Raw genomic sequence first — 22,380 nt, forward strand, 5'->3', positions numbered from 1 at the left:
TCGCCTCTCCCTGAAAAACTAGTTCTTTTATACTACTTTGGGAATTTCAAAATGGGGGTTAATACTCTATTTATTTCAAAATGAGAATTGCTGGGGAATTTGATGTAGTAAGAGGTGAGGTACTAAGATTAACTCTTCTATTCCTTGAAGATGTTGGTAAATGAGTTCAGATATTTGCAGGCGTTCAGCTAATTCGCGGAGAATAGTATTAATTTGAGTTTCCCATTTTTGGGAATCATTCATATAAGGTAATAACCAATTCTGCTCAATCCATGCTTGCAACGTATTTAAGCCTTGTCCTGTGCAGGTGTGGAGAGAAATTTTGTTTTGCTGGACGATAAAAATATGGGTGTCGCTGTTGGTAGTGTAGAAACTGAGAATAGCTGTATTTGGTTGGTCAATTAGCTTTTGAATTTCTGACAAACTGAGGGGGTTAACTTGAATTTCTCCAGCTAATACGGCATCTTCGCGTCTGAGATTTTCCCAAACTTGTTGTTTTTGGGTTTCTAAAGATGCGATCGCTTCATTATAAGCTTCCCAAGCAGCGCGTGTTTCACTACGGCTATTTTCAGATTTATGGCTTTGGCGTTCTTGGTCAATTTGTTGTTGCAGTTCTTCATACTGCTGCAATAATTCTTGAACGTTTGGGGGGATTTCTTCGCCTTGAGACAGGTTGTAGCTTGCCATTAAATCTACCAGGCGTTTGGAACGCGATCGCTCGGAGTATTCAAAAGCTTTTTCTATTTGTCCAGCGTTGATGCAAGCTTGCACCATATTTTGGTAAAGATCGATAGATTCTTCCAGAATTTCTTGACGGCGTGATTCAGAAGTTGCCCAAGTACGGATTTGTTCAACAGCATCAATAGCGTTATTGTAGCCTTTTATAGCCTCATTCCATAATGTAATAGCAAAAGCTATGTTTCCCAATTTTCTTGAACATCTCAAGCATTCTTGAGGAAGAGAAGTAGGGGTATAAATTTCTAAAGCTAATTGTAAACACTCAATAGCTTCATCTATTTTTCCTTGTAGAGTATAAGTAGTACCCAAACTAGATTGGGTCATTGCCCAATCTGCTGGAAATGCTTCCCTTGTAAATATTTGCAAAGCTAAATTATAAGCCTGAATTGCTGCTCCCAAATCTTGTGTATGCTTCTTTTGATTTGAGTCACTGTAGAGATTACCCAAGTTATATTGGAGTGTAGCCCAATCGGCTGGAAACGCTTCCCGTGTAAAGACTTGGAAGGCTGAGTTGTAACTATTCATAGCCGCTTGCAAATTATTTGTCCGGTTTCCATGCACCCTTTGACGATAGGCAATAGCGAGACTTTTTTGAGTTTTAGCCCAAAATTCTGGTGAATTTTCCTGTGTATATACTTGTAAAGCTACTTCACAAGCCTTAATAGCTGCTTCTAGATTTTGTGCCCGATCTCCTTTAATACGAGCAACGTATGTACTACTTAAATTAAAGTGAGTTTTAGCCCATTCTTGGGGTAATTCTTCCAAGGTGCGAATTTTTAAAGCCAATTTATAAGCTTCGATAGCTGCTTCTAGATTCTCGGCTCGATCTCCCTTAATGCGTTGATCGTAGGCACTACCCAAATTATCTTGAGTACTAGCCCATTTTTCAGGAAATGCCTCTCTAGTGCGGACTTTTAATGCCAATCTGTAGGCATTAATCGCTACTTCCAGATTTTCTGCTCTATTACCCAGTATCCGCTCATTGTAAGCAGTACCAAGATTATTTATTATTGTTGCCCACTCTTCTGGAAATGATTCCTGTATAAAGACTTTTAAGGCTAATTGGTAAGCCTCGATAGCAGCCTCTAAATTTTCCGCTCGGTTTCCTTTAATTCTATCGCAGTAAACATTAGCAAGATTAGTTTGCAGCACAGCCCAATGTTCTATATGCCACTGCTGTGAAGAAGCTTCTCTTGTGAAAACAGTTAGTGCCATCTTGTTGCCTGTGAGGGCAATCTCTAAATTGCTTGCTCTGCTGCCAAATGGAAAAGACTGGATTTGTATGCTGAAATCGGAGATGACTAATGCAATCTCTTTTGCCCTTGACGGTTCGACTTTAGACAGTTCATCTGTCGCCCAAATTTGCAGTACTTTAGCAAAATTGTCATCTAGTTTTTCTAAGTTATTTAGAAGCAGCGAGTTTAATGCTTGTGAGTTGCCCCAATTTACCGAAATTGTATTCAATATTTTAAATAAGAAACTGTAATAGGCTTTTATTCGTTGTTTGTCCATTCCTGAATTACTCACTCTAAATTTTGGCATAGCAAGCCAGTAGCACTAAGCTGTAGGTCAAGCAAGCTAGTTAGTTGTACTGAGGTCTGGATTTATAGCATCTTTTCAGAGATTTTCCACAGCTTTAAGTGCATTACCTACCACTAACACACACTGCTTGAGAAAAATTGGCTCAATATCAAATTAATCGACTTAGCTTTTATTGTCATCCTAAAAATCTACCAATTTCTCCAGCAATTCCTCAGCTAAATCCAACAAGTCAGTTTCATCAATTTCATCACTACTAGTTCCGCGATTACTTTCTGCAACCGCAACACTACCCGCTAATACATTTTTGACAGGAAAAATCTGATCATCTTCTTCAGATAAACTCAGACATTTTTCCAGATCAACAGCAATTATTTGTAGCGATTTATCTTTTAGCTGCTTTCTTAGCCTCACCGCTACCAAGTCATCACTTTGCAGGAAATTAGTCACTAGTTCTACAAAATTTTGCTGCCCATCTCCGTCTTCTCCCCATGTTTCTAGCCAATCTCCATCAACATCATCACAATATAAATAGGCGGCTTCAAGCCCATACTTCATGATGTCATCCTGCACTTTTTGAGCAGCTTCTACAGCTTGTAAAAAGTTGTCTAATCTCTGTTGACGGTCAGATTGTTTTTTCTGAACCATAAGGACTCACTTTGTTAAGTAATAACGTGGCTATACCAATCCAGTAAATGAAAGTGACCGACAACTATAAATTAAATTTTAAATAACTACCTATGGTAGACTGTTGTCTGTGTCATCCTAAGTATCTGCCAACTTTTCTAGCAATTCTTCAGCTAAATCCAACAACTCAATTTCATCAACTTCATCACTACTTCCACGATTACTTTCTCTACACGACACATTAGCAGCCAAAACATTTTTCACAGCAAAAATCCTATCTTCTTCAGATAGACTCAAACATTTTTCCAACTCTACAGCAACTTCTTGGATTGTTCTTGAACCTAAACGCGCTCTTACTTTCACAGCTACCAAATCGTCACTTTCGAGCAGTTTTACCAAAGCTGTTCTCAGTCCATCATCCTCGCCAGAAAACTTCTCAACAGCGACACGCACATATTCCCGAACGCTCATGTTTGCCGCCAATGCTTTTTGGAAAACTACATCTGGTACATCTACCAACAACACACCTTCGTTATCACTAGCTTGATATAAGTTATCTCCTTGTTTGACGGCTACCAGCAAATCTGCATCCAAGGTATGTAAATAGTGCAACACTGATTCCAACTCATGTTCCTTTAACGCCGACTCCAATTTAGACACAGCCGCCTGCTTTACCCCCAGTTTTTGGGCTAGCTCTGCCTGAGTCAATCCTGCTTTCTTACGTATTTCCCGCATAGCATCAGTAAGATATAGGCGCAGATACTCTAACTTTCCCGCCAAAATCACTTCTGGCTCGTCGCTTACCTTCTCCTGCAACCAAGCTTGAAAATTAGGTTTTTTCATCAATTTTCCCTCTGCTGCAATTCATGCAATCTCACTCTTGCAGGCTCTTTGTCTCTCTCTTTGATAGCGTTGTCGTATTTCTTCATAAAGGCGTGCAGCACTACAAACCGTTGAGGAGTTGCAGCCGTTAAAATAAACCTTGGATTATGTTCGCTCTTGGTCATACGTAACTCATACAGGTCATCTTCAAGTTTCTCAAAGATGCCACTGGTGAGTGATGCGAGTCCTTTGTTACACAGGTAGCCAAGGTTAACTTGCAAACGCCTGGTTTCGGAAGGACTCAGTAATGGCTTTGGTGGATTTTCTGGTTGCTCCTGTTCAGGAATCATCCTAATGAAAAAAGCAAGCAAATCTTTGGGGATTTCCCCATTGACATCTTGATAAAGTTCCCAAGTCCAATTCACTTCCTACCTCAAAGTATAATATTCCTTATAAGGAATGTCAATATATTATTCCTTATAAGGAATATCGCATAGATTATGGGAATGTAACTAAAATGTTCTATTTCCACTCAGGCTAAAATAGGTAAATCCCCTAACAGAGATGATTTATGAACCAGCCAATATCTGAGAGAGTGCGCTGGACTACCGCCGACTTAGAATTGTTTCCAGATAACGGGAACCGCTATGAAATTATTGACGGAGAATTGTTTGTAACTAAAGCGCTTCACTGGAATCATCAAAAAGCCTGTGCCAGAATTTGTACTGCCTTAGATAATTGGTCACAAACTACTTGCCTGGGAGAAGTTGTGACTGCTCCAGGAATAATTTTTGGCGACAATGATAATGTTATCCCTGATGTTGTCTGGGCTAGCAACGAGAGATTACCCCTACTTTTAGACGAGGCTGGGCATTTGACTGGTGCGCCAGAATTAGTTGTAGAGGTGCTATCTGCTGGTAGTGAAAACGAAAAACGGGACAGAGAACTAAAACTTAAGCTCTACTCATCACGAGGAGTCAGAGAATATTGGATTGTAGATTGGCGCAAGCAACAAGTGGAAGTATATCGACGCGAACAAGCGAGTTTAAAATTAGTTGCTACGTTATTCAATGGTGATGAATTGAGTTCACCTATATTGCCTAATTTTACTTGTGCGATCGCACAACTATTTAATTAATATAAAATTACGAATTACGAATTAGTTAACTCTGCTGTAAAAACTCAACTTTGGGCAATAACGGGTCACTCACAATACCCACACCGCTAAAACCCCAACGTTTAAGCAAGTTTCCCAACTGTGTACGCGCAATAGATTCTACAGCAAAGCGATTTGCCACTTCTGCTGCATGGGTGTTGAGATAGCTGAGAGCGTCAAAGTTTTCCTGAAACAGCAATAAATAACCCGATGTTTCGGCATCAGGACGAGCGATGAGATAATTCCCGTCAGTTTTTGAGCGCACTAAGTAATAGACTTCGGACTGCATGGAGATGAAGTTTGTTGGGAAGAAAAAAGTCCTTCAAATAAAAAACATAGAGGAATATCGCACAGCTTTAATTTCCGAGTATCCCTCATTGCTTTAATATCAACAATGTAAAACAAATATTTATCCAAATTTGCCGCTAACGTAATCTCTGGTTTCTTCCTGTTGAGGATTGTTGAAAATTAATTCTGTTGCGTCATACTCTACCATATAGCCGCTACGGGTTCCTTTCTCTGAAGTCCGAACATTAAAAAAGGCTGTCTTATCAGAAACACGCGCTGCTTGCTGCATGTTATGGGTGACAATGACAATCGTATATTGCTCTTTAAGTTCGTGAATCAGTTCTTCAACACGCAAGGTGGAAATGGGGTCAAGAGCGGAGCAAGGCTCATCCATCAGTATAATTTCAGGTTGGACTGCGATCGCGCGAGCAATACATAACCGCTGTTGTTGTCCACCAGATAAAGACGAGCCACTTTGATGTAGTTTATCCTTGACTTCATCCCACAAAGCTGCTTTTCTCAGACTGCTTTCTACCAATTCATCGAAATCACCTTTGTAGCCGTTGATTTTAGCTCCAAAAGTAATATTGTCATGAATTGACTTGGGAAATGGGTTTGGTCTTTGAAACACCATCCCAATTCTCCGACGCACTTCTACAGGGTCGATATCGGGTGCATACAAGTTTTTATCGTAAAAAAGTATTTTACCTTCTGCCCGAAATGACTCAATCAGGTCATTGAGGCGGTTATAGCATCGCAACAACGTACTTTTACCACAACCGGAAGGGCCGATAAAAGCAGTCACCTGATTTTTCGGTATATCTAGCCAAATATTCTGTAAGGCTAAAAACTTGCCGTAGTAAATGTTGAGATTTTCAGCCCGTAAAACGGTTTCAGTATCATTCACTGTCTTAGTGTTGGTAGCCATAAATTAAATCTAGTGTTGATTTTAGCGATGGGGATTTGCACTGTGGATGGTTATTGACTAAGCTTTTTGACGAGTTGCCCAGCGAGCGATGATACTTGTGATTAGAACCATCAATACCAAAATCAAAGATGCTGCCCAAGCTAGAGATTGCCAATTTTTAAACGGAGAAATGGCGTATTTGTAAACCAAAACAGCCAGAGAAGCTGTTGGTTGGAATAAACCATCTGGCCAAAAGTTAGAAAATAGAGCAGTAAATAGCAAAGGTGCGGTTTCTCCAGATGCTCTGGCGATCGATAGCGTTGCCCCAGTTACAATAGCTGGTAAAGCTGCTGGTAAGACTACTTGACTTACCGTTTGAAAGTTAGTCGCTCCCAACCCTACAGAAGCTTGTCGCAAATCTTGCGATACTAACTGTAACGCTTCATCAGTAGTTCGCAGAATAATTGGCAACATCAAAATTGCCAGTGCAAACCCTCCAGCTAGAGCTGAATACGATCCTAAGTTCAACTTTACCATTGTTAAAACTACAATCCCATAGGCAAATACCCCAGCAATAATTGAGGGGACTCCACTCAGGACGTTAGCCGCAAAACGCACCCATCTAGCTACTCTCGCCGAACTAAATTCTGTGATGTAAATCGCCCCTAAAACTCCAAAGGGGATACTAATCAAGGCAGCAATTCCTACCATCAGCAGCGTGCCTAAAATGGCATTACCAAAGCCTCCTCCTTTTTGAAGAGCTTTGGGTGGCAATTCCACAAACACGGCCAGATTCAGACTGCTAAAGCCTTTAATAATCACATAAGAAAGTACTGCTAGCAAAGGAACAAGTGCCAATACTCCACAGGTAAAAGCGATTACGGTCATCACTGTATTAAACAGTGTTCTTTGAGACATGGCGGAGCGAGTTAAACTGCGCTCTGGAAAATTAGAAGTCATAATTTAACCCAAAACTAAGCTATATTCGCTTGACTCTCAGAACGATCAACTCTGCCAGAATATTGACCACTAGTGTCAAGAAAAATAGAATTAAAGCCGCATACATTAAAGCCGAAACTTGCAAACCACTAGCTTCTGAGAATTGATTTGCCAGTAGAGAAGAAATCGTATTGGCTGGTGCAAAAAGAGAGAGACTGATGTTGTTGGAGTTGCCAATTAACATCGTTACAGCCATTGTTTCTCCCATTGCGCGGCCAAGTCCCAACATCACAGCACTAACTATGCCCGAAAAGGCTGCTGGGATCAGAACTTGCAAAATTGTTTCCCAGCGGGTTGCTCCTAGTCCTATAGAGGCTTGGCGCAAGCTGGGGGGTACAGAAATCAAGGCATCGCGGGATAAAGCTGTGATGATAGGCAAAGTCATAATCGCTAATATGACTCCTGCTGGCAACATTCCTGGCCCTGTAGGAGAAGTGCTAAAAAATGGCAGCCAGCCAAAGTAACCATTCAGCCATTTTCCCAAGCTGGTTAATATTGGCACCAAAACGAAAATACCCCACACGCCATAGACAACGCTGGGAATAGCTGCGAGTAGTTCTACCGCAAAAACCAGTACCAGTTTCACTTTTGCAGGTAAAAAATCCTCGCTCAGTACAATAGCAGTACCAACACCAATTGGGACTGCTATCAGCAGACCAATAAAAGAACTCACGAGAGTTCCATAAATTTGAGGTAGCACCCCATAGGTATCATTAACCGGGTTCCAAGTGGTGTTGACTAAAAAGCCAGCACCAAACTTTTGGATAGCAGGCCAAGAGGCAATTGCAACTTGCGACCCGATCCATAATAAAGTCCCAGCAACCCCAAAAGCAAAAATTTTAGTCAGCCAAATAAAACCCAAATCTAAGGATTTTTCTGCGCTAGAGCGATTTTTCATCGCTGATGACAGATTTTGAGAATTTGTAGTCATGAATACCGACTTTCAGAGTTAAATCAGAGAAAAATGTGGGAGGCAAACAGATTTAATAAAATTGTCGCCTCATCATCTATTTAAACTAAATACAATAGTAACTCCGTATTCAAAGTTACTACTTGACATCTGTGTGTAATTGCTTACTTGCTAGCGCTACTACCACTGGCAACAGAAATTTTATACTCTGGACTAATTTGGTCAGCCGCCGCAGCTACCTTTGTGATGACGTTTGCAGGTAGAGGAACATATCCTAATGCACTAGCCTGTTTCTGTCCATCAGTTAAAGCGTATTCGATCGCAGCTTCGATCGCTTTGGCTTTTGCCGCATTGGGATATTTCTTGTAAGCCAAAATCCAGGTGTAAGTGACGATGGGATAGGAATCAGCCCCTTCAGGATCGGAAATGAAGGAGCGAAGATTTGCGGGTAGAGGTACTGATTCGAGAGTTTTAGAAGCTGACTCCTCACTAGCTACAACAAACTTACCGCCTTTGTTTTCCAAAGCAGCAAACTTGAGACTATTTTGTTTGGCATAGCCATACTCGACATAACCAATGGAACCTTGAGTTTGTTGGATTTGGGCAGTAACGCCCTCGTTACCTTTAGCCCCTACTCCCTTAGGCCAGTTGACGGTTTTGCCTTCACCAACTTTACTCTTCCACTCAGGGCTGATAGCACTGAGGTGTTTGGTGAACACACCCGTGGTTCCGCTACCATCGGAACGATAAACAACTGTGATTGACTCTTTCGGAAGCTTTGCACCTGGGTTAGCCTTGGCAATTTGGGCATCATCCCAAGACGTGATTTTGCCTAGTAGAATATCGGCGTAAACGGCTCGTGGGAGCTTGAGTTCTGGAACATCAGGCAAGTTGTAAGCCAACACGATGCTACCAGCAGTCACAGGCAGTAAAATAACACCTTTATCTGCTGGTACTTTCTGGATTTCTTCATCCTTCATTGCGACATCGCTGGCACCAAAGTCTACAGTGCCTTTGATAAATTGTTCAACTCCAGAACCGCTACCAACTGATGCATAGTCAACTTGCAGATTGGGATATTTTTTGTTTAAATCTGTGAACCAGGTATCGTAAAGTGGTGCCGGAAAAGACGCACCAGCTCCGCTTAACTTTACGGTTCCGCCAAGGTCTAATTTAGCTGGGCTAGAGGCAGTAGTATCTGTAGCAGTACCAGAAGGCGTATCCTTGCTGGCTGTACTATCTGGTGTTTGTTGTCCGCCACAAGCTGCTAGGCTGATTGTCAGTGCTAACACTGAAATTGAACCTGTGAGGCGATGAGTTTTTATTGCACTAAGACGTGAGAGCATCGCTATCAATTTTTTAGTAACTTTTCAGGTGAGCGTTTCTAAGATACTCCCAAAGCACAACAATAGAGATTAACGAAAGGTTAACAAAGCAAAAAGATACTTGTTTTTTTGATGAAGAGCAAACCCTTATTTTTAGTTTTTATTGATAAATTTTATACTCTCACTTTAAGTTTAAGATAGAAATATTACTACCGTAAGTTTGTTATACTTATTTACAAAAATTTATTAGTAGTGTATTTTCATTGGTCAAGTCATAAAAAAAATATAAATATATAAATATTAATTAAGATTAAGCATTAAACACTTTGTAGGCAAATTTAGGCACTGCTCTGCGAAATTAGTATAAATACTAATATAAATAATGTTAATTTACCATATTTTAGGTTAAATACCAGAATTCACAGCACGCCTCAGCCAAGAAAATCAGATAATAGACACCTCAGCTACAATTCGTAGAACTGAAAAATTACATACCAAACAGGCAAAAGAAAATATGCTAGTTCTTAAGATGTAAGCAGAAATTTTATTTCAATATTAATGAATATGCTAGTTGCTGTTGATTTTCCCTTTTGCTTTTCCTTGGTTGCCTGATAAATGTTTGCTGCTTCCAACCAATTACTATGGTCTATGATTGGCTTACTCCTGACAATGGGTGGTACCTTCTTAGAAGTTTATGGCATCACCTTTCCTTGGACTTGGAGTCAGCACGGAATTCAGACTTTTTCTTTAGGTGTCACTTTTCAAATTGGCGCAGTATTGTTAGTGGGTTGTTTAGGAGGCAAAAATGCGGGTGCGCTCTCGCAAATTGCCTATTTAGTCATGGGGTTAACCTTATTACCAGTATTTGCCGATGGCGGCGGTATTGGTTATGTCAAGCTTTCTCAGTTTGGCTATCTACTAGGTTTTATTCCTGGAGCTTGGATTTGTGGCTTAGTTGCTTTTAAAGCAAGACCTCGACTAGAAACTCTTGCCTTTAGTTGTATCTGTGGCTTGTTAACTCTCCACCTATGCGGTATTACTTATTTGATTATTAGCTATTTTTTTCAGTGGAAAGGCACAGAAAATCTACCCTTGATGCAAGCAATCCTTAGATATTCCTGGTTTGCACTACCAGGTCAACTAATCGTGGTCTGTGCAGTTACTGTAATAGCATATATATTGCGTCACTTAATGTTTTATTAGTTTATTGCCTTTCGTCCTTTGTCATTTGTCAAAAGCTCATGACCAATACAACTCTTGGAGAGGCTGCACAACTCTTGGAGACGCTCCGCGTAGCTTGCTTCCCCGGAGGGGTACGACTACGCTCAGTGACCACGCCAACGACTATGCGGTAGTTGAGCGAAGTCGAAACTCAGTACAAGTGATTAATGACCAACGACCAACGACCAATGACTAATTCGCCATGCATTTAAAAAATCGTCTTTTCTGGATCGCTGCCTTCATTGCTTTTTTCTTAGACCAAATAACAAAGTACTGGGTAGTACAAAGCTTTAGCTTGGGGCAGACACTACCACTCTTGCCTGGGATATTTCACTTCACCTATGTCACTAACACTGGTGCGGCTTTTAGTCTGTTGAGTGGGAAAGTAGAGTGGTTGCGCTGGTTATCTTTAGGAGTGAGTTTAGTATTGATAGCATTGGCGTTAATTGGCCCAACATTAAATTTGTGGGATCAGTTAGGCTATGGCTTGATTTTAGGTGGAGCTATGGGCAACGGTATCGATCGTTTTGTTTTAGGCTACGTCGTTGATTTTCTTGATTTTCGCCTGATTAACTTTGCTGTATTTAATGTGGCAGATTCATTTATTAGTATCGGTATTGTTTGCCTGTTAATCGCTTCCTTGCAAAAAACACCCACTTCAACTGGCAGATCCCATTAAACTATTAAGCCTGGGATGATTAATCCCAGGCTATTGACTTAGTGAAACCCTTGCTCAGTCTTATATGCGAAGACTTTACGTATAAGGTTTTATCAATTTTTATTTGTCACCTGACACCAGTTTGCATAACTGGTGCAAGAGTTCAAGAAAGATGCACCGACGATCGCTGATGGCAAACTAGTATTTAGATTATGCCCCAGCTTTAAATTTAGTTACCTGTGGTAGGAGTTTTTGGCGAACTAGAGCCGGGAGTACTGGGAGAGCTACCTGGTTCGATACTGCTGCCAGGAGTGCCAGGAGTGCCAGGTTGTTCAGGTGTGGTTGAGCTTCCTGGTTCGGTAGTGCTGCCAGGAGTAGTAGGTGCACTTTCAGGAGTGGTTGGGCTTCCTGGTGCTGGAGTTAGGTTGCTAGGTGCGCCCTCAGGAGTGGTTGAGCTTCCTGGTGCTGGAGTTAAGTTGCTAGGTGCGCCTTCAGGAGTGGTTGGAGTAACGCTTCCTGGTGCTGGAGTTAAGTTGCTAGGTGCGCCAGGTGCCGGTGGGGTTATGCTTCCTGGTGCTGGAGTGGTTTCGGGAGTACCAGATTCAGGAGGAGTGGTTCCTGGTGCAGTTGTGCTATCAGGAGTGGTGGTGCTATCAGGCGTTGTTGTTTCTGCTGGTGTTGTTTCTGCTGGTACTGTAGTGCTACCAGGAGCGCTAGGGGTGGCTGCTGTGCCGCCGGAACAGCGCGAGTTGAGCGGAAAATGCTCGCACAGAATTTTCATCCCTTCTGGCGACATTTTAATTTCCGCTGGTGCACTAGTGGAGTCGCTACTAGATTGGGCTATGGGGGATTTACTGGATTGGGCTACAGCAATATTAGTGGTAAGTGCCAAAGATAAAGCTGTACCAATCAGGGTCAGAGATTTTCCCATCATTCTGAAATTAAACCTCAACAGAACACTCGCCCTATTAAAGCAGATAATTAAGATTTAGAAAATCCTCCTAAATGAAGATATTTAGGTTTGTTTCAGAATATGTGGATATGTAAAATTGGTAACAATTAAATCAGTTGTTTGTTAATAGCTAGTGTTTAAAAAGACAAAAGGAAAAATTATACTTATAGTTATTGAACGAATAATACTAGCTACTTTAAGCCTTTGAGAATATAGAAGGAATTTTTTTTATATAAAGAAGTGACTAAAATCACAAAGAAATTCTAGCTATAATATAAAATTAAGTATAAATTAAATCAATAAAGTCCCGTATAGCTAATTTATGCTTTGGCTTATGAGTAAAATGATGAAAGATTAACATCTAAAATTGATTGTAATTCGCCCGATTCTTCATTAAAAACTGTGATGTGAATAGCCGATGAGTTCTCCCCAACCCCCTCACAAGCCACAAACGTTACTAGGTCAACTGACTCAAGCAGTACATACGATTCAAGCTAGGGTCGATTTTTCAAAATTGGCGCTCAAGCCTAATGCCAAAGTACCAGAACTTTGGGTGCAGGATGCGGGGGCGGATAAAGCAGAGGTATATCCACTGTTGGGCGATCGCTATATTCTCGGTCGTAGTTCCAAATCCAGCGATATCGTTATCCGTAACCCGGTTGTCAGCCAAATTCACCTGTCACTATCGCGGAATTCTACTCAACGCACACCAGTTTTCACGATCAAAGACGAAAACTCCACCAATGGCATTTATCGTGGCAAACGTCGTGTTAGTTCCCTAGAACTGCGTCACGGCGATATTCTGACTCTGGGGCCCCCAGAACTCGCCGCTTCTGTGCGGTTGCAATATGTCGATCCACCAGCATGGTATGTCAAAGCTGCAAGTTGGACAGCTTATGGAGTTGGTGGTGTCAGTGCCCTATTAACGTTAGTGATTGGCGTGGAATGGCTGAAATTTTCAGTCAAACCTCTACCGACAGCGACACGCGCCCCAGTAGTTGTTTACGCCCGTGATGGAGCCACTCCCCTGAGAGAGCCTCGGACAATCTCTCATGTAGACATGAAGCGATTAGAGGAATTTGGCCCTTATTTGCCTGCTGCGGTAGTGGCTTCAGAGGACAGTCGTTATTACTGGCACTTTGGGGTTGATCCTCTAGGGATTTTACGAGCTGTGTTGATTAATAGCCGCAGCGGAGATGTGCAACAAGGAGCCAGCACTGTTACCCAGCAAGTTGCCCGCAGTTTGTTCCGCGAGTATGTAGGTAGACAGGATACCCTTGGCCGCAAATTGCGGGAGGCAGTTGTCGCCCTAAAGCTCGAAACCTTTTACAGCAAAGATGATATTTTGCTGATGTACTTAAATCGGGTTTTTTTGGGAGGGGATACCTCTGGCTTTGAGGATGCAGCCCGATATTACTTTGAGAAGTCGGCTAAAGAATTAACTTTGGCAGAAGCAGCAACATTGGTAGGAATTTTACCAGCCCCCAACGCTTTCGATTTTTGTGGGGATGGGCCCAATAAGCTAGAAGCGGCCGAATACCGAAATCGTGTGATTAAGCGGTTGCTGGAGATGGGCAAAATTAAAGCAGAGGATGCGAACCGGGCTAGACGCTCCACTGTCCAAATTAGTCCTAAAGTCTGCGAACAGCAAGCTAAAACGATCGCACCTTATTTTTACAGTTATGTCTTCTCTGAACTCGAATCAATTTTAGGGGAGGGAGCTGCAAGAGAAGGAAACTATATCATTGAAACCAAGCTCGATCCAGCCATACAGAAACAAGCAGAATCAGCATTAAGTAATTCGGTCAACAACTCTGGTAGAACTTTTAAGTTTTCTCAAGGAGCAGTAGTCACTCTTGACTCTAGTACAGGCAGTATCCTGGCAATGGTAGGCGGGACTGATTACAAAAAAAGTCAGTTCAATCGTGCTGTTCAAGCCAAAAGACAACCAGGTTCCACCTTCAAAATCTTTGCTTACACTGCCGCCATTCAACAGGGAATTTCGCCATCCAACAGTTATTCCTGTGCCCCTTTAACTTGGCAAGGCTTTACTTATAAACCCTGTCGTGCTGGTGCTGACACTAGTTTAGATATTGCCACCGGGCTGGCGCTTTCAGAAAATCCCATCGCCTTGCGAGTTGCCAGACAAGTCGGGCTGGATAAAGTTGTGGCCATGGCGCAGCGTTTGGGGATAAAATCAAACCTCGATCCGGTTCCTGGCTTGGTACTGGGTCAAAGTGTAGTTAATGTTTTGGAAATGACTGGTGCTTTTGGCGCTATTGGCAATCGCGGTGTGTTGAATCCTCCCCATGCTATTAGCCGAATTTTAGACAGTGGTGATTGCAGCGATCGCAATGATATCAAAACCTGTCGTGTAATCTACTCCTTCGACCAAGATCCAGGTGCTAACAAACGAGTGTTGACAACTAATGTCGCCGATGAAATGACTACTTTAATGCGTGGTGTCATCGCCAGAGGCACTGGTCGTAGTGCTGCCATTGGATTAGGGGAAGCTGGTAAAACTGGCACAACTGATAAAAACGTTGACTTGTGGTTTATTGGTTTTATCCCCAGTCAGCGACTTGTAACTGGCGTTTGGCTGGGAAACGATAATAATTCCCCGACATCTGGCAGCAGCGCTCAAGCAGCTCAGTTGTGGGGAAATTATATGCGGAGAATTACAAGGTAAACGGGGATTGGGTATTGGGCATTGGGAACTATTGATGCTGTGTCTTCTCAAATTCACAAAGGATTTAAAATATAAAAAATATCTTTGAGCAAAGTGACTCAAACAGATGTGAATCAAAATGGGGCAATGCCACAAAGCAGCGAACCAACTTATTACTCCCTGCTAGGACTGCATCCCTGGGCATCGGTAATTGACATTCGTCGCGCTTATCGGCAACTGAGCAAGCTTTATCATCCTGATACTACAGACTTGCCGACTGCGATCGCCACTCCCAAATTTCAGCAAATCAACGAAGCTTACGCTACCCTTAGCCATCCAGAACGCCGGTTAAGCTACGATTTGAAAATTGGCTATTCCCGCTTTGGAGTGATTCAACCACCCCCTGATTTGAACCATCCCGTCTCGCATTCTCATGACTGGTCAAAATCAGCTTACCTCGATGCGAGCGATCGCCCTTTATCATCTGGCGAAATCTTTGCTTTATTTATGCTGGTGTTAACATTTGTAGGTTGTTTGTTATTAGCAGTTGCCATTGGCTTAACTCGTGGCGAGGCTGCGATCCATTCTTATTTGTTGCAACCAACTACATTTGTACAACAGCAGATTAGCTATATATCGCAACTAATTACCCATCCGATAATTAAAAATTAAACAATTCCCTAATCCAAAATCTAAAATTCCTATGGCTCTTCTTCCCTCTGATACTCCCCTATATAATCATCCCCTGCCACAAATTGAGCAGTGGCTAAAAGACCAAGGCTGTCAACAAGATGAAACGCAAAGGCATTGCTGGCGTGTACAGCGACCTAATTGGCAAGCTGAATTATGGCTCGATGTTGAGCAAATTGTAGTGCGATATGTTCAATCTGGAGAAAATGGACAAGATATCCAACGCTCATTCAAGTATTCTCTTAGTCGGGATGATGTAGAACAAGCTGTCTTTTCTGGGCCATAAAGAAGTGCTTATGTACTATTGGTAGAGCTTCCAATGAGCCTGTTACAGGAGCAACCCTGTAACGGGAATTATGTATCAAATTTTGTTACTAATAGCTTTAGAAGTCTAATATAAGCTAGGTAATACTAATTCTGTATGAAGATGCGCCAAACTATATGAGGAATGAACCGCAAAGGGCGCAAAGGACACAAAGAAGAAAGAAAATTTGGCGCAGCCTCACAAAGAAATGGTATAAGCACAAATAAATCTAAATATCCAACGAGATATAAAAAGCTTGAAACCCCTGCGATTGCTTCTCTACGAGACGCTACGCGAATACTTTGCTGAGTCTTAACGAGACACGCTTTGCGATCGCAGTGATCGCAGCGGACATAGTTATAAATTTCCCCACCCATCTACTTATATACAGAAAGTTGGGAACAGGATTTTTGCCGATAGTTATAGTTATATAATTCCCGCAGATGCTGCTAAAGTACCATTCTCTTCGCTACGGGCTAAAAGTTTAGTCTGACAGTAATGGTTAAAATTATCATCAATTTGAAATACCTGCCGATCAACCTGAGATGTTACCCAAACAGGAACCAAAAGACATTATCCCTGGTTTGACTTTGTACCATCTACTCATGAGAGAGAAGTAACAAGCCGCACTATCGCTTCGACTATCCTAGCAGAAGAATTTATTTGGAGAGACAAGTGCTGATATACGTTTTTACATACCCAATGACCAATGACCAATGACCAATGACAAATGACAAATGACTAATAATTAATTTCTTTCCACCCATGCATGGATGCTATGCCTTTTGTAACCCATTCGATCACAATTGGGGGAGCTTCTGATATCAAAATACTAGGATAAACTGCTGCACCCCAATCGGGATGAACTAACACACGGCATTGATTTTTAATCACCGGATAGTTTAGCAAAGCCTTGACAACTGCTGTATCGTCGTGAGGAATTGCTCCGGGATGGGAGAGTAAAGGATAGCCTGTACGAGGGTCAATCAGGTCAGTTAAATAGCCGCGATCGCGCAAATTAAATGCTAAATCACAGCCAAATCTCATAAACTTTTCTCGTAAGCGTTCTTTCTCTGACTCTACTTCTGCTGTCTTTTCGACTAATTGATAACGCGATTGTTGTAATACAATCACTACTCGTAAAAATGGCTGCCGTTTCCAATCTGGTAATATCCGTTCGCAGTTGGCACAGATATATTGACTGGGAGCATGAATTGAAATTTGAACCGCTTGTCCTGTTTCGCCAACTAAATTAATGGGACAGGCTTGCTCCGAAGTGTAAACTTTGGGATAGTTCACTAAATTGATTCGGCTTATACAAATTTTTTAATTTAATCTACGGTATAGATGATACCTCTTAAAAGTTAAGAAAAATCATCATTTTTCTATAATATGTTACTTTTTTGGGAAGCAGTTAATAATAATTTGAGAAATTTAATCCGAATTTTATCCTTTATTAACCTATTCTCATAAAATTTGCTGCGATCGCTCTGGGTATTGGCATAGATAGCGTGTGGTAGACAAGCGATGCCAATGCCTAGCTACGCCTACGCAGATGAAATATATTCGATCAAAATCCCAAAAAAGCAACGCAGGTTGGAGTAAGCAGAAAATAACAAAAGTAATTATGTCTGCCAGAAGATATTTCAGCTATGTAGGCTAATTTCTATAGCACCCAATTAATTGAGTTTTAAAGAATTCACCGGCACTTCATCCCAAGAATCGACTGTCCGTAATCGCGCTACCCAACCTGCGGCCTTTTGCGTCTTGGTCAAATTATTCTCAAAAGAATCATGACAATCTTTAGCTTGAGATTCATTACGAGTGGCAATACAGGCGTGAATCATCCCAGACGGATCGATTTGCTCATTTACCCAAATAGTCATGGAATATTTCCTCAATAACTGTAGCGAACAAAGCTATTCGTCATTTTAGAATACTATTAGAGTCAAAAGTGTTAGAGCAAAATTTGGTAACAAATAGTGAACTAATCCCAATTAACGATTATTAATTTACAATTATCCAGTTCCGCTTCATTTATTCGGCAGATATGATTTATCTCCTCTTTCGTAGCGACGGCGGTAGAGTAATTCTAACTGTCCGCCATATTCTTGAATCCAGGCAATCTGCCGCTGGTAGAGTCCCCGGAAGGTATTGGCAAATAAAAGTGTAAAGATTGCCACTACCAACCCTGATGCTGTCGATACTAAAGCTTCACTAATTCCAGCTGTTACACCTGTTGTTTTACTACCTCCCACATCTCCGATATTTAGAGAAGCAAAGGAGTTAATTAATCCTAATACAGTGCCGAGAAGTCCTAATAGGGGCGCAAGACCAATAATTGTCTCAAAAATATTTTGGGAGCGCTTGAGCAAGGGGATTTCGGCTTGTGCTTCACTTTCCAATGCCAAACGAAATTCCTCTGGTGTCGGCTCCTCCAATTCTAAAGCTGCTAAAAAAATTCGAGCTAGGGGTAAATCGGTATTTTTCTGCAATTTATCTAAAGCACTAACTACATTATCAAGGCGATAAAGCTGTAGCACCTCTCGCACTACCTTGTTTTGCCGATTACTTATCTTTACCCAAAAGATGATACGTTCGATAATTAGCGCCACGCCTAACAAAGAGAAAGCCAGCAGAGGCCACATGACCACGCCACCTGCTGTAAACAGATTACTAATTTCCATTTATTATTTTTTCACTCTTCAACAACGCTAGATTAGCAGATCGTTGAGATGGAGGGGTTTAACGCTGCATTGTAGTTACAGCAACTTTTCAGCTATTCTCAGTTTGGCCGATCGCGATCGCGGATTCTGACTAATTTCCTCTTCTTGGGCAATAATTGGTTTTTTTGTCAAGATTTTTAATAAAGGTGAATTTCTTAAACCATGCTTCACCGGACGGTCTTCCAAGCTGTGAAAACTAATAATTGCAATTCTGCCACCAGGGACAAGGGCATTTGGTGCTTTATCCAAAAAGGTTTCTAGGGATTTTAACTCATCGTTGACGACAATTCGCAGAGCTTGAAAAACACGGGTAGCGGGGTGAATTCTCCCATAACGGTATTTGGGAGGAACTGAAGAAGCGATCGCATCAGCTAATTCTGTAGTCGTGTGCAACGGTCGCCGTTCTACAATACGACGAGCAATGCGCCGCGATAATCTCTCTTCACCGTATTTAAAGAAAATATCTGCTAATTCGGCTTCATTCCAATTATTAATCACATCAGCAGCAGTTAGCGATCGCCCCCGATCCATTCGCATATCCAAATTCGCAGCTTGGCGAAAGCTGAAACCCCTTTCTGCTTTATCTAAATGGTAAGAACTCACCCCCAAATCGGCTAAAATACCATCGAAAGTGTTGGGGGGAAACTCGTAGTCAGCAAAATTGCTATAGATAAATTGTATGCGATCGCCAAACTCTGCTAATTCTTTCCTCGCTGCTGCTAAAGCATCCTCATCTTGGTCAATTGCCGTTACCCGCACATCTCCAGAAGCTTCTAAAATTAGGCGACTATGACCACCACCGCCTACAGTCGTATCAAGATAATGACCTCCTGGAGATACCGCTAAACCTACAATCACTTCTTGCGGTAACACTGGTAGATGGGAAAATATCGGTTCTTCAAGAGCTAGCTGACGATTCATGAGACTTAGGGCAAAAAACCACAGATGAACTTTAATTATGTATTCTTTTCTATGTGTCTTAGTGTGTTCCTAGTTAAAAAATTGTTTTTAAATCACTAAGACACAAAAGAAAATATCATAAACTCAACACTCAGCGTCAGCTTTGGATGTTGAGCTTTAAACATCTATAGTGCTATTTTTTACCTTTACAGTTTATTTACGCCTACGCCTTGCAGAAAACCTCAAAAATAAAGCCATCGCCATTTGTGGAAGAGTGAGTGCGATGTCTACGACGGGCTATTCGGCGTCGCATTATTAGCTGTTTGAATTGTCTCATCTGTAAGTTGCAGACGTGATTATTCTAGTTGTAGCTTGAGGTAAACGCAGTGAAACCCAACGAATAAACTATGATCGAGAAGCAGGCTTGATTTACTAGAGTGCTTTGCATGGTTTCAGCAGAATTAATCTCCACTTTGCGAGAACTTAGTCGAGCAGATAAGTTTTACATTATGCAGGTTTTAATCTCAGAGTTAGCCCAACAGGAAACCGATCTGATTAAGCCCGATCAGTCCTATCCTGTCTGGTCGCCTTATGATGCAGTTGAAGCAGCAGATACTATGTTGAAAGTGCTACAAGCTGCTAAAACTCAAGACCATGCGTAACGCACAACGGTATTCCTTTATCCCGATTGATGTTGCATTGGGCGAAGCCAGTTTCCGCCCCTATCTACCCCTTACTTTGATCTACCAACAAAGTTCTGCGATCGCATCCGGTCTGTTGGATACTGGAGCAAGCGTGAATGTGCTTCCCTATCCAGTAGGAGTTGAGCTTGGGTATGTGTGGGAGCAGCAGACAACTGCATTGAGTTTGACAGGTAATTTAGCTCAATACGAAGCGCGTGTCGTGGTTCTTCAGGCAGTAGTTGGACAATTTGAACCTATACAACTTGTATTTGCATGGACACAGGCTACAAACGTACCGCTAATTTTGGGGCAAGTTAACTTCTTTATGGAGGTGGAAGAGTAAGTGCGTTAACGTAGCTCACCGTAGGTATCGCCCCGGTAGAATAATAATTTACTAAGCTGTTGCAAATTCTGTAAATTTTCTCACATCTGGAGGCTGAAAAGCTAACACAATATCGCTGCTATTTACACCTAACTTCATTAATTCAGTCGCTATTCCCGCTTCTGTCCAGTCTTCTTCTATGAAAATTTTCTCATTCTTAATCCGAATATGAATATGAGTATATTTAAGTCTTTTGCTACCTTGCCAATCTACAGTTAACCAGAGATAATGATCGTGATTTTCATCAAACACTAAACAATTTTCAGCAATTTTATCAGGTGATTGACGAGATAAATTATCATATTCCGTTAGCACCTGTTTAATTAGCTCTCGATATGCTATTAATTTATCCATAAAGTAATTTGCTCCCTTTCATTGTTAAAAATGCGATCGCCAGTTGTGAAAGAGTGAGAGTGAGTGTGTTAGCGTAGCTCACCGTAGGTATCGCTTTGTTTAGGCATTCAATTCTCAATTTTGCAAAGTTGCCAATACTATCACAACCCCAACCAACACCGCAAAGATTGCTCTAACAGTTCAGCATCAGTATCAGCTAACTTGCCGATCGCTTTTACAATTAAGCTTTTATGCACTGTGTATAAACCTCTCTTGACTGCTGTAGACACGTTTAGCCCTGCTGCTGACCATTCAGACAAGACAAACTCACCTTCTAGCAACGCTCCAGTTTTGCTCGTCAAGGGTGTAATTAGGATGTCTTGAGAAATATGCGGCGCACTTACAACAACAGCAGGTCTAACTTTTGAACTGGACAAATCTGAAAAAGGATACTGAACCAAAATGATGTCATTTTTAGAGTAGTTGGGCATAGACATCATCCTCAGTGTTATCCCAAACTGATGAGAGTGACGTTTGACTGGCTTGAAGCCAAAATTCAGTTTCATCATCAGGAAGCAGCGTCACTAGCACTCTTGTCCCTTCCGGTAATTCCTCTGACTCTAGCAATTCGATTTTTCCTTCTCGAACAGTAGCCCAAAGCGTTTTTAGCATATCTGTTTTATGAATAGTCATGCTTTAATTTTATGCTTTGATAGTTTATGAGGAGCGATCGCTTTACAGAAAACCTCAAAAGTAAAGCGATACCTACGGTGAGCTACGCTAACGCACTTCGTATTCTAATCAATTCACCAGATATCTTCAAAATTAAGCACGAATTGCGGTAGCACATCTTCTCCTGATAAACTAGCAGGAGATTCCAGCACTTCAAAATCTCTACCGGAGCGATAAATTTCTACTTGCCGAGTTTCTAAATCAATTAACCAACCTAATCTAGCACCGTTATCTCGGTACTCTTGCATTTTATTTTGTAGCCTTCTTAAACAATCAGTATCAGAACGCAATTCCACTACAAAATCAGGACATACAGGCGGAAATCCCTCTTTTTGCTCCTGTGTGAGAGAATCCCATCTGTCACGTTTTAACCAAGATGCGTCAGGAGAACGAACTGCCCCATTTGGTAAAATAAACCCAACCGAAGAAGCAAAAGCTATACCTAGTGACTCATCACGATTCCACACTCCAAGTTGAGCAGTTAAATTAGCATTGCGGTTGCTGGTTAAACCTCCGACTAAAGGCATTAGTAGCAATGTGCCATCAGCATTACGCTCAAATCTGATTAATTCATTTATCTGACATAACTGGAAGAATTGCTCATCTGTTATTTGAAGAACAGGAGCAAAGTTGATAGTTAACGCATCCATAGAAAAATTTAGAAAAATTTCAACTTGAATATTCCCATAAAAATGCCAAAAGCGAATGCACTTTAGCGAAAAACATATTTACTGGACTTTAGACTAAAGGTGAGCGATCAGTAAGTGAGAGGGTGGGCAAAAAATAAAGGGATGCCTGTAATCACAAGCACCCCAGTAAC

27 protein-coding genes are annotated in these 22,380 nt (G+C 41.5%); 8 read left to right on the forward strand and 19 right to left on the reverse strand.

Annotated elements, in window-relative coordinates; genetic code table 11:
* Positions 1 to 75: 75 nt before the first annotated feature.
* The 4 genes from V7K61_RS12975 to V7K61_RS12990 form a co-directional block, all read right to left on the reverse strand.
* Positions 76 to 2,250 (reverse strand): tetratricopeptide repeat protein, encoded by a 2,175-nt coding sequence (locus V7K61_RS12975; RefSeq protein ID WP_335053693.1) that lies wholly within the window; start codon positions 2,248 to 2,250, stop codon positions 76 to 78.
* A gap of 210 nt (positions 2,251 to 2,460) precedes the next feature.
* On the reverse strand, positions 2,461 to 2,925 hold the full coding sequence (locus V7K61_RS12980; RefSeq protein WP_335053694.1) for a hypothetical protein: 465 nt from the start codon (positions 2,923 to 2,925) through the stop codon (positions 2,461 to 2,463).
* Positions 2,926 to 3,042: 117 nt separating this feature from the next.
* Positions 3,043 to 3,747 (reverse strand): helix-turn-helix domain-containing protein, encoded by a 705-nt coding sequence (locus V7K61_RS12985; protein ID WP_335053695.1) that lies wholly within the window; start codon positions 3,745 to 3,747, stop codon positions 3,043 to 3,045.
* Positions 3,747 to 4,151: a type II toxin-antitoxin system RelE/ParE family toxin gene (locus tag V7K61_RS12990; RefSeq protein WP_335053696.1), complete on the reverse strand. Its 405-nt coding sequence runs from the start codon at positions 4,149 to 4,151 to the stop codon at positions 3,747 to 3,749. Before V7K61_RS12990 ends, V7K61_RS12985 begins: the two co-directional genes overlap by 1 nt.
* A 146-nt stretch (positions 4,152 to 4,297) precedes the next feature.
* On the opposite strand from V7K61_RS12990, the gene V7K61_RS12995 reads away from it, so the two are divergent.
* On the forward strand, positions 4,298 to 4,864 hold the full coding sequence (locus tag V7K61_RS12995; RefSeq protein ID WP_335053697.1) for a Uma2 family endonuclease: 567 nt from the start codon (positions 4,298 to 4,300) through the stop codon (positions 4,862 to 4,864).
* Between the two features lie 25 nt (positions 4,865 to 4,889).
* Here V7K61_RS12995 and V7K61_RS13000 read toward each other — a convergent pair whose 3' ends face one another.
* The 5 genes from V7K61_RS13000 to pstS form a co-directional block, all read right to left on the reverse strand.
* On the reverse strand, positions 4,890 to 5,171 hold the full coding sequence (locus V7K61_RS13000) for a hypothetical protein (protein WP_335053698.1): 282 nt from the start codon (positions 5,169 to 5,171) through the stop codon (positions 4,890 to 4,892).
* 120 nt (positions 5,172 to 5,291) lie between these two features.
* On the reverse strand, positions 5,292 to 6,098 hold the full coding sequence (gene pstB / locus V7K61_RS13005; RefSeq protein ID WP_335053699.1) for a phosphate ABC transporter ATP-binding protein PstB: 807 nt from the start codon (positions 6,096 to 6,098) through the stop codon (positions 5,292 to 5,294).
* 57 nt (positions 6,099 to 6,155) lie between these two features.
* Positions 6,156 to 7,037: a phosphate ABC transporter permease PstA gene (pstA, locus tag V7K61_RS13010; RefSeq protein WP_335053700.1), complete on the reverse strand. Its 882-nt coding sequence runs from the start codon at positions 7,035 to 7,037 to the stop codon at positions 6,156 to 6,158.
* A gap of 19 nt (positions 7,038 to 7,056) precedes the next feature.
* A complete protein-coding gene (pstC, locus tag V7K61_RS13015) occupies positions 7,057 to 8,007 on the reverse strand; it encodes a phosphate ABC transporter permease subunit PstC (RefSeq protein WP_334932167.1) in 951 nt (316 codons plus the stop codon).
* Between the two features lie 143 nt (positions 8,008 to 8,150).
* Positions 8,151 to 9,332 carry a phosphate ABC transporter substrate-binding protein PstS gene (gene pstS / locus V7K61_RS13020; protein WP_335053701.1) on the reverse strand — a complete coding sequence of 394 codons (1,182 nt, stop codon included), beginning with the start codon at positions 9,330 to 9,332 and terminating at the stop codon, positions 8,151 to 8,153.
* A gap of 594 nt (positions 9,333 to 9,926) precedes the next feature.
* Between pstS and V7K61_RS13025 the strand changes: the two genes are divergently transcribed.
* Both V7K61_RS13025 and lspA read left to right on the forward strand, forming a co-directional pair.
* Entirely contained in the window at positions 9,927 to 10,514 is a 588-nt protein-coding gene (locus tag V7K61_RS13025) for a biotin transporter BioY (RefSeq protein ID WP_334716384.1), read from the forward strand.
* 220 nt (positions 10,515 to 10,734) lie between these two features.
* Positions 10,735 to 11,211, forward strand: a complete 477-nt coding sequence (lspA, locus tag V7K61_RS13030; protein ID WP_289795760.1) for a signal peptidase II — start codon at positions 10,735 to 10,737, stop codon at positions 11,209 to 11,211.
* A 208-nt stretch (positions 11,212 to 11,419) separates the two neighbouring features.
* On the opposite strand, the gene V7K61_RS13035 is transcribed toward lspA, so the two are convergent.
* Positions 11,420 to 12,124 (reverse strand): hypothetical protein, encoded by a 705-nt coding sequence (locus V7K61_RS13035; RefSeq protein WP_335053702.1) that lies wholly within the window; start codon positions 12,122 to 12,124, stop codon positions 11,420 to 11,422.
* 436 nt (positions 12,125 to 12,560) lie between these two features.
* Here V7K61_RS13035 and V7K61_RS13040 point away from each other — a divergent pair, with 436 nt between their 5' ends.
* The 3 genes from V7K61_RS13040 to V7K61_RS13050 all read left to right on the forward strand — a co-directional run bounded on the left by V7K61_RS13040 (position 12,561) and on the right by V7K61_RS13050 (position 15,786).
* On the forward strand, positions 12,561 to 14,831 hold the full coding sequence (locus tag V7K61_RS13040; protein WP_335053703.1) for a transglycosylase domain-containing protein: 2,271 nt from the start codon (positions 12,561 to 12,563) through the stop codon (positions 14,829 to 14,831).
* Positions 14,832 to 14,957: 126 nt separating this feature from the next.
* A complete protein-coding gene (locus V7K61_RS13045) occupies positions 14,958 to 15,482 on the forward strand; it encodes a J domain-containing protein (protein WP_335053712.1) in 525 nt (174 codons plus the stop codon).
* Between the two features lie 31 nt (positions 15,483 to 15,513).
* Positions 15,514 to 15,786 carry a DUF3143 domain-containing protein gene (locus V7K61_RS13050; protein ID WP_094351119.1) on the forward strand — a complete coding sequence of 91 codons (273 nt, stop codon included), beginning with the start codon at positions 15,514 to 15,516 and terminating at the stop codon, positions 15,784 to 15,786.
* A 444-nt stretch (positions 15,787 to 16,230) separates the two neighbouring features.
* Here the strand turns inward: V7K61_RS13050 and V7K61_RS13055 are convergent, their stop codons facing one another.
* The 5 genes from V7K61_RS13055 to rsmH form a co-directional block, all read right to left on the reverse strand.
* Positions 16,231 to 16,371 (reverse strand): hypothetical protein, encoded by a 141-nt coding sequence (locus V7K61_RS13055; RefSeq protein WP_335053704.1) that lies wholly within the window; start codon positions 16,369 to 16,371, stop codon positions 16,231 to 16,233.
* A 174-nt stretch (positions 16,372 to 16,545) separates the two neighbouring features.
* On the reverse strand, positions 16,546 to 17,103 hold the full coding sequence (locus V7K61_RS13060) for a methylmalonic aciduria and homocystinuria type D protein (protein WP_190240939.1): 558 nt from the start codon (positions 17,101 to 17,103) through the stop codon (positions 16,546 to 16,548).
* A gap of 380 nt (positions 17,104 to 17,483) precedes the next feature.
* Positions 17,484 to 17,690: a glycogen debranching protein gene (locus V7K61_RS13065; RefSeq protein ID WP_094351122.1), complete on the reverse strand. Its 207-nt coding sequence runs from the start codon at positions 17,688 to 17,690 to the stop codon at positions 17,484 to 17,486.
* 147 nt (positions 17,691 to 17,837) lie between these two features.
* Positions 17,838 to 18,491, reverse strand: coding sequence for a MotA/TolQ/ExbB proton channel family protein (locus V7K61_RS13070; RefSeq protein WP_335053705.1), 654 nt, complete (start codon positions 18,489 to 18,491; stop codon positions 17,838 to 17,840).
* A 75-nt stretch (positions 18,492 to 18,566) separates the two neighbouring features.
* On the reverse strand, positions 18,567 to 19,451 hold the full coding sequence (gene rsmH / locus V7K61_RS13075) for a 16S rRNA (cytosine(1402)-N(4))-methyltransferase RsmH (RefSeq protein WP_335053706.1): 885 nt from the start codon (positions 19,449 to 19,451) through the stop codon (positions 18,567 to 18,569).
* A gap of 425 nt (positions 19,452 to 19,876) precedes the next feature.
* On the opposite strand from rsmH, the gene V7K61_RS13080 reads away from it, so the two are divergent.
* Both V7K61_RS13080 and V7K61_RS13085 read left to right on the forward strand, forming a co-directional pair.
* On the forward strand, positions 19,877 to 20,092 hold the full coding sequence (locus V7K61_RS13080; RefSeq protein WP_162400202.1) for a hypothetical protein: 216 nt from the start codon (positions 19,877 to 19,879) through the stop codon (positions 20,090 to 20,092).
* Positions 20,085 to 20,456, forward strand: coding sequence for an aspartyl protease family protein (locus V7K61_RS13085; RefSeq protein WP_335053707.1), 372 nt, complete (start codon positions 20,085 to 20,087; stop codon positions 20,454 to 20,456). The genes V7K61_RS13080 and V7K61_RS13085 overlap by 8 nt, the downstream gene beginning before the upstream one ends.
* 51 nt (positions 20,457 to 20,507) lie before the next feature.
* On the opposite strand, the gene V7K61_RS13090 is transcribed toward V7K61_RS13085, so the two are convergent.
* The 4 genes from V7K61_RS13090 to V7K61_RS13105 form a co-directional block, all read right to left on the reverse strand.
* Entirely contained in the window at positions 20,508 to 20,849 is a 342-nt protein-coding gene (locus V7K61_RS13090) for a XisI protein (RefSeq protein WP_335053708.1), read from the reverse strand.
* Between the two features lie 140 nt (positions 20,850 to 20,989).
* The gene (locus V7K61_RS13095; protein ID WP_335053709.1) at positions 20,990 to 21,319 is read right to left on the reverse strand and encodes a type II toxin-antitoxin system PemK/MazF family toxin; all 330 of its coding nucleotides are present in this window, start codon (positions 21,317 to 21,319) and stop codon (positions 20,990 to 20,992) included.
* On the reverse strand, positions 21,303 to 21,521 hold the full coding sequence (locus V7K61_RS13100; RefSeq protein WP_335053710.1) for a hypothetical protein: 219 nt from the start codon (positions 21,519 to 21,521) through the stop codon (positions 21,303 to 21,305). The genes V7K61_RS13095 and V7K61_RS13100 overlap by 17 nt, the downstream gene beginning before the upstream one ends.
* Positions 21,522 to 21,634: 113 nt before the next feature.
* Positions 21,635 to 22,210: a Uma2 family endonuclease gene (locus V7K61_RS13105; protein WP_335053711.1), complete on the reverse strand. Its 576-nt coding sequence runs from the start codon at positions 22,208 to 22,210 to the stop codon at positions 21,635 to 21,637.
* Between the last annotated feature and the right edge of the window lie 170 nt (positions 22,211 to 22,380).

Origin of the sequence: Nostoc sp., from assembly GCF_036918015.1 — a bacterium.
Lineage (GTDB): Bacteria > Cyanobacteriota > Cyanobacteriia > Cyanobacteriales > Nostocaceae > Nostoc.

What these genes read in the sequence shown, in the direction of transcription:
- rsmH (WP_335053706.1), bottom strand. Translation starts at nt 19,451, where the DNA reads ATGAATCGTCAGCTAGCTCTTGAAGAACCGATATTTTCCCATCTACCA.
- V7K61_RS13035 (WP_335053702.1), bottom strand. Translation starts at nt 12,124, where the DNA reads ATGATGGGAAAATCTCTGACCCTGATTGGTACAGCTTTATCTTTGGCA.
- V7K61_RS13070 (WP_335053705.1), bottom strand. Translation starts at nt 18,491, where the DNA reads ATGGAAATTAGTAATCTGTTTACAGCAGGTGGCGTGGTCATGTGGCCT.
- pstA (WP_335053700.1), bottom strand. Translation starts at nt 7,037, where the DNA reads ATGACTTCTAATTTTCCAGAGCGCAGTTTAACTCGCTCCGCCATGTCT.
- V7K61_RS13100 (WP_335053710.1), bottom strand. Translation starts at nt 21,521, where the DNA reads ATGACTATTCATAAAACAGATATGCTAAAAACGCTTTGGGCTACTGTT.
- V7K61_RS13105 (WP_335053711.1), bottom strand. Translation starts at nt 22,210, where the DNA reads ATGGATGCGTTAACTATCAACTTTGCTCCTGTTCTTCAAATAACAGAT.
- V7K61_RS13045 (WP_335053712.1), top strand. Translation starts at nt 14,958, where the DNA reads ATGCCACAAAGCAGCGAACCAACTTATTACTCCCTGCTAGGACTGCAT.
- V7K61_RS12995 (WP_335053697.1), top strand. Translation starts at nt 4,298, where the DNA reads ATGAACCAGCCAATATCTGAGAGAGTGCGCTGGACTACCGCCGACTTA.
- V7K61_RS13040 (WP_335053703.1), top strand. Translation starts at nt 12,561, where the DNA reads ATGAGTTCTCCCCAACCCCCTCACAAGCCACAAACGTTACTAGGTCAA.
- V7K61_RS12985 (WP_335053695.1), bottom strand. Translation starts at nt 3,747, where the DNA reads ATGAAAAAACCTAATTTTCAAGCTTGGTTGCAGGAGAAGGTAAGCGAC.
- V7K61_RS13095 (WP_335053709.1), bottom strand. Translation starts at nt 21,319, where the DNA reads ATGCCCAACTACTCTAAAAATGACATCATTTTGGTTCAGTATCCTTTT.
- pstB (WP_335053699.1), bottom strand. Translation starts at nt 6,098, where the DNA reads ATGGCTACCAACACTAAGACAGTGAATGATACTGAAACCGTTTTACGG.
- V7K61_RS12980 (WP_335053694.1), bottom strand. Translation starts at nt 2,925, where the DNA reads ATGGTTCAGAAAAAACAATCTGACCGTCAACAGAGATTAGACAACTTT.
- lspA (WP_289795760.1), top strand. Translation starts at nt 10,735, where the DNA reads ATGCATTTAAAAAATCGTCTTTTCTGGATCGCTGCCTTCATTGCTTTT.
- pstS (WP_335053701.1), bottom strand. Translation starts at nt 9,332, where the DNA reads ATGCTCTCACGTCTTAGTGCAATAAAAACTCATCGCCTCACAGGTTCA.
- V7K61_RS13000 (WP_335053698.1), bottom strand. Translation starts at nt 5,171, where the DNA reads ATGCAGTCCGAAGTCTATTACTTAGTGCGCTCAAAAACTGACGGGAAT.
- V7K61_RS13025 (WP_334716384.1), top strand. Translation starts at nt 9,927, where the DNA reads ATGTTTGCTGCTTCCAACCAATTACTATGGTCTATGATTGGCTTACTC.
- V7K61_RS13080 (WP_162400202.1), top strand. Translation starts at nt 19,877, where the DNA reads ATGGTTTCAGCAGAATTAATCTCCACTTTGCGAGAACTTAGTCGAGCA.
- V7K61_RS13065 (WP_094351122.1), bottom strand. Translation starts at nt 17,690, where the DNA reads ATGACTATTTGGGTAAATGAGCAAATCGATCCGTCTGGGATGATTCAC.
- V7K61_RS13090 (WP_335053708.1), bottom strand. Translation starts at nt 20,849, where the DNA reads ATGGATAAATTAATAGCATATCGAGAGCTAATTAAACAGGTGCTAACG.
- V7K61_RS13085 (WP_335053707.1), top strand. Translation starts at nt 20,085, where the DNA reads ATGCGTAACGCACAACGGTATTCCTTTATCCCGATTGATGTTGCATTG.
- pstC (WP_334932167.1), bottom strand. Translation starts at nt 8,007, where the DNA reads ATGACTACAAATTCTCAAAATCTGTCATCAGCGATGAAAAATCGCTCT.
- V7K61_RS13050 (WP_094351119.1), top strand. Translation starts at nt 15,514, where the DNA reads ATGGCTCTTCTTCCCTCTGATACTCCCCTATATAATCATCCCCTGCCA.
- V7K61_RS12975 (WP_335053693.1), bottom strand. Translation starts at nt 2,250, where the DNA reads ATGGACAAACAACGAATAAAAGCCTATTACAGTTTCTTATTTAAAATA.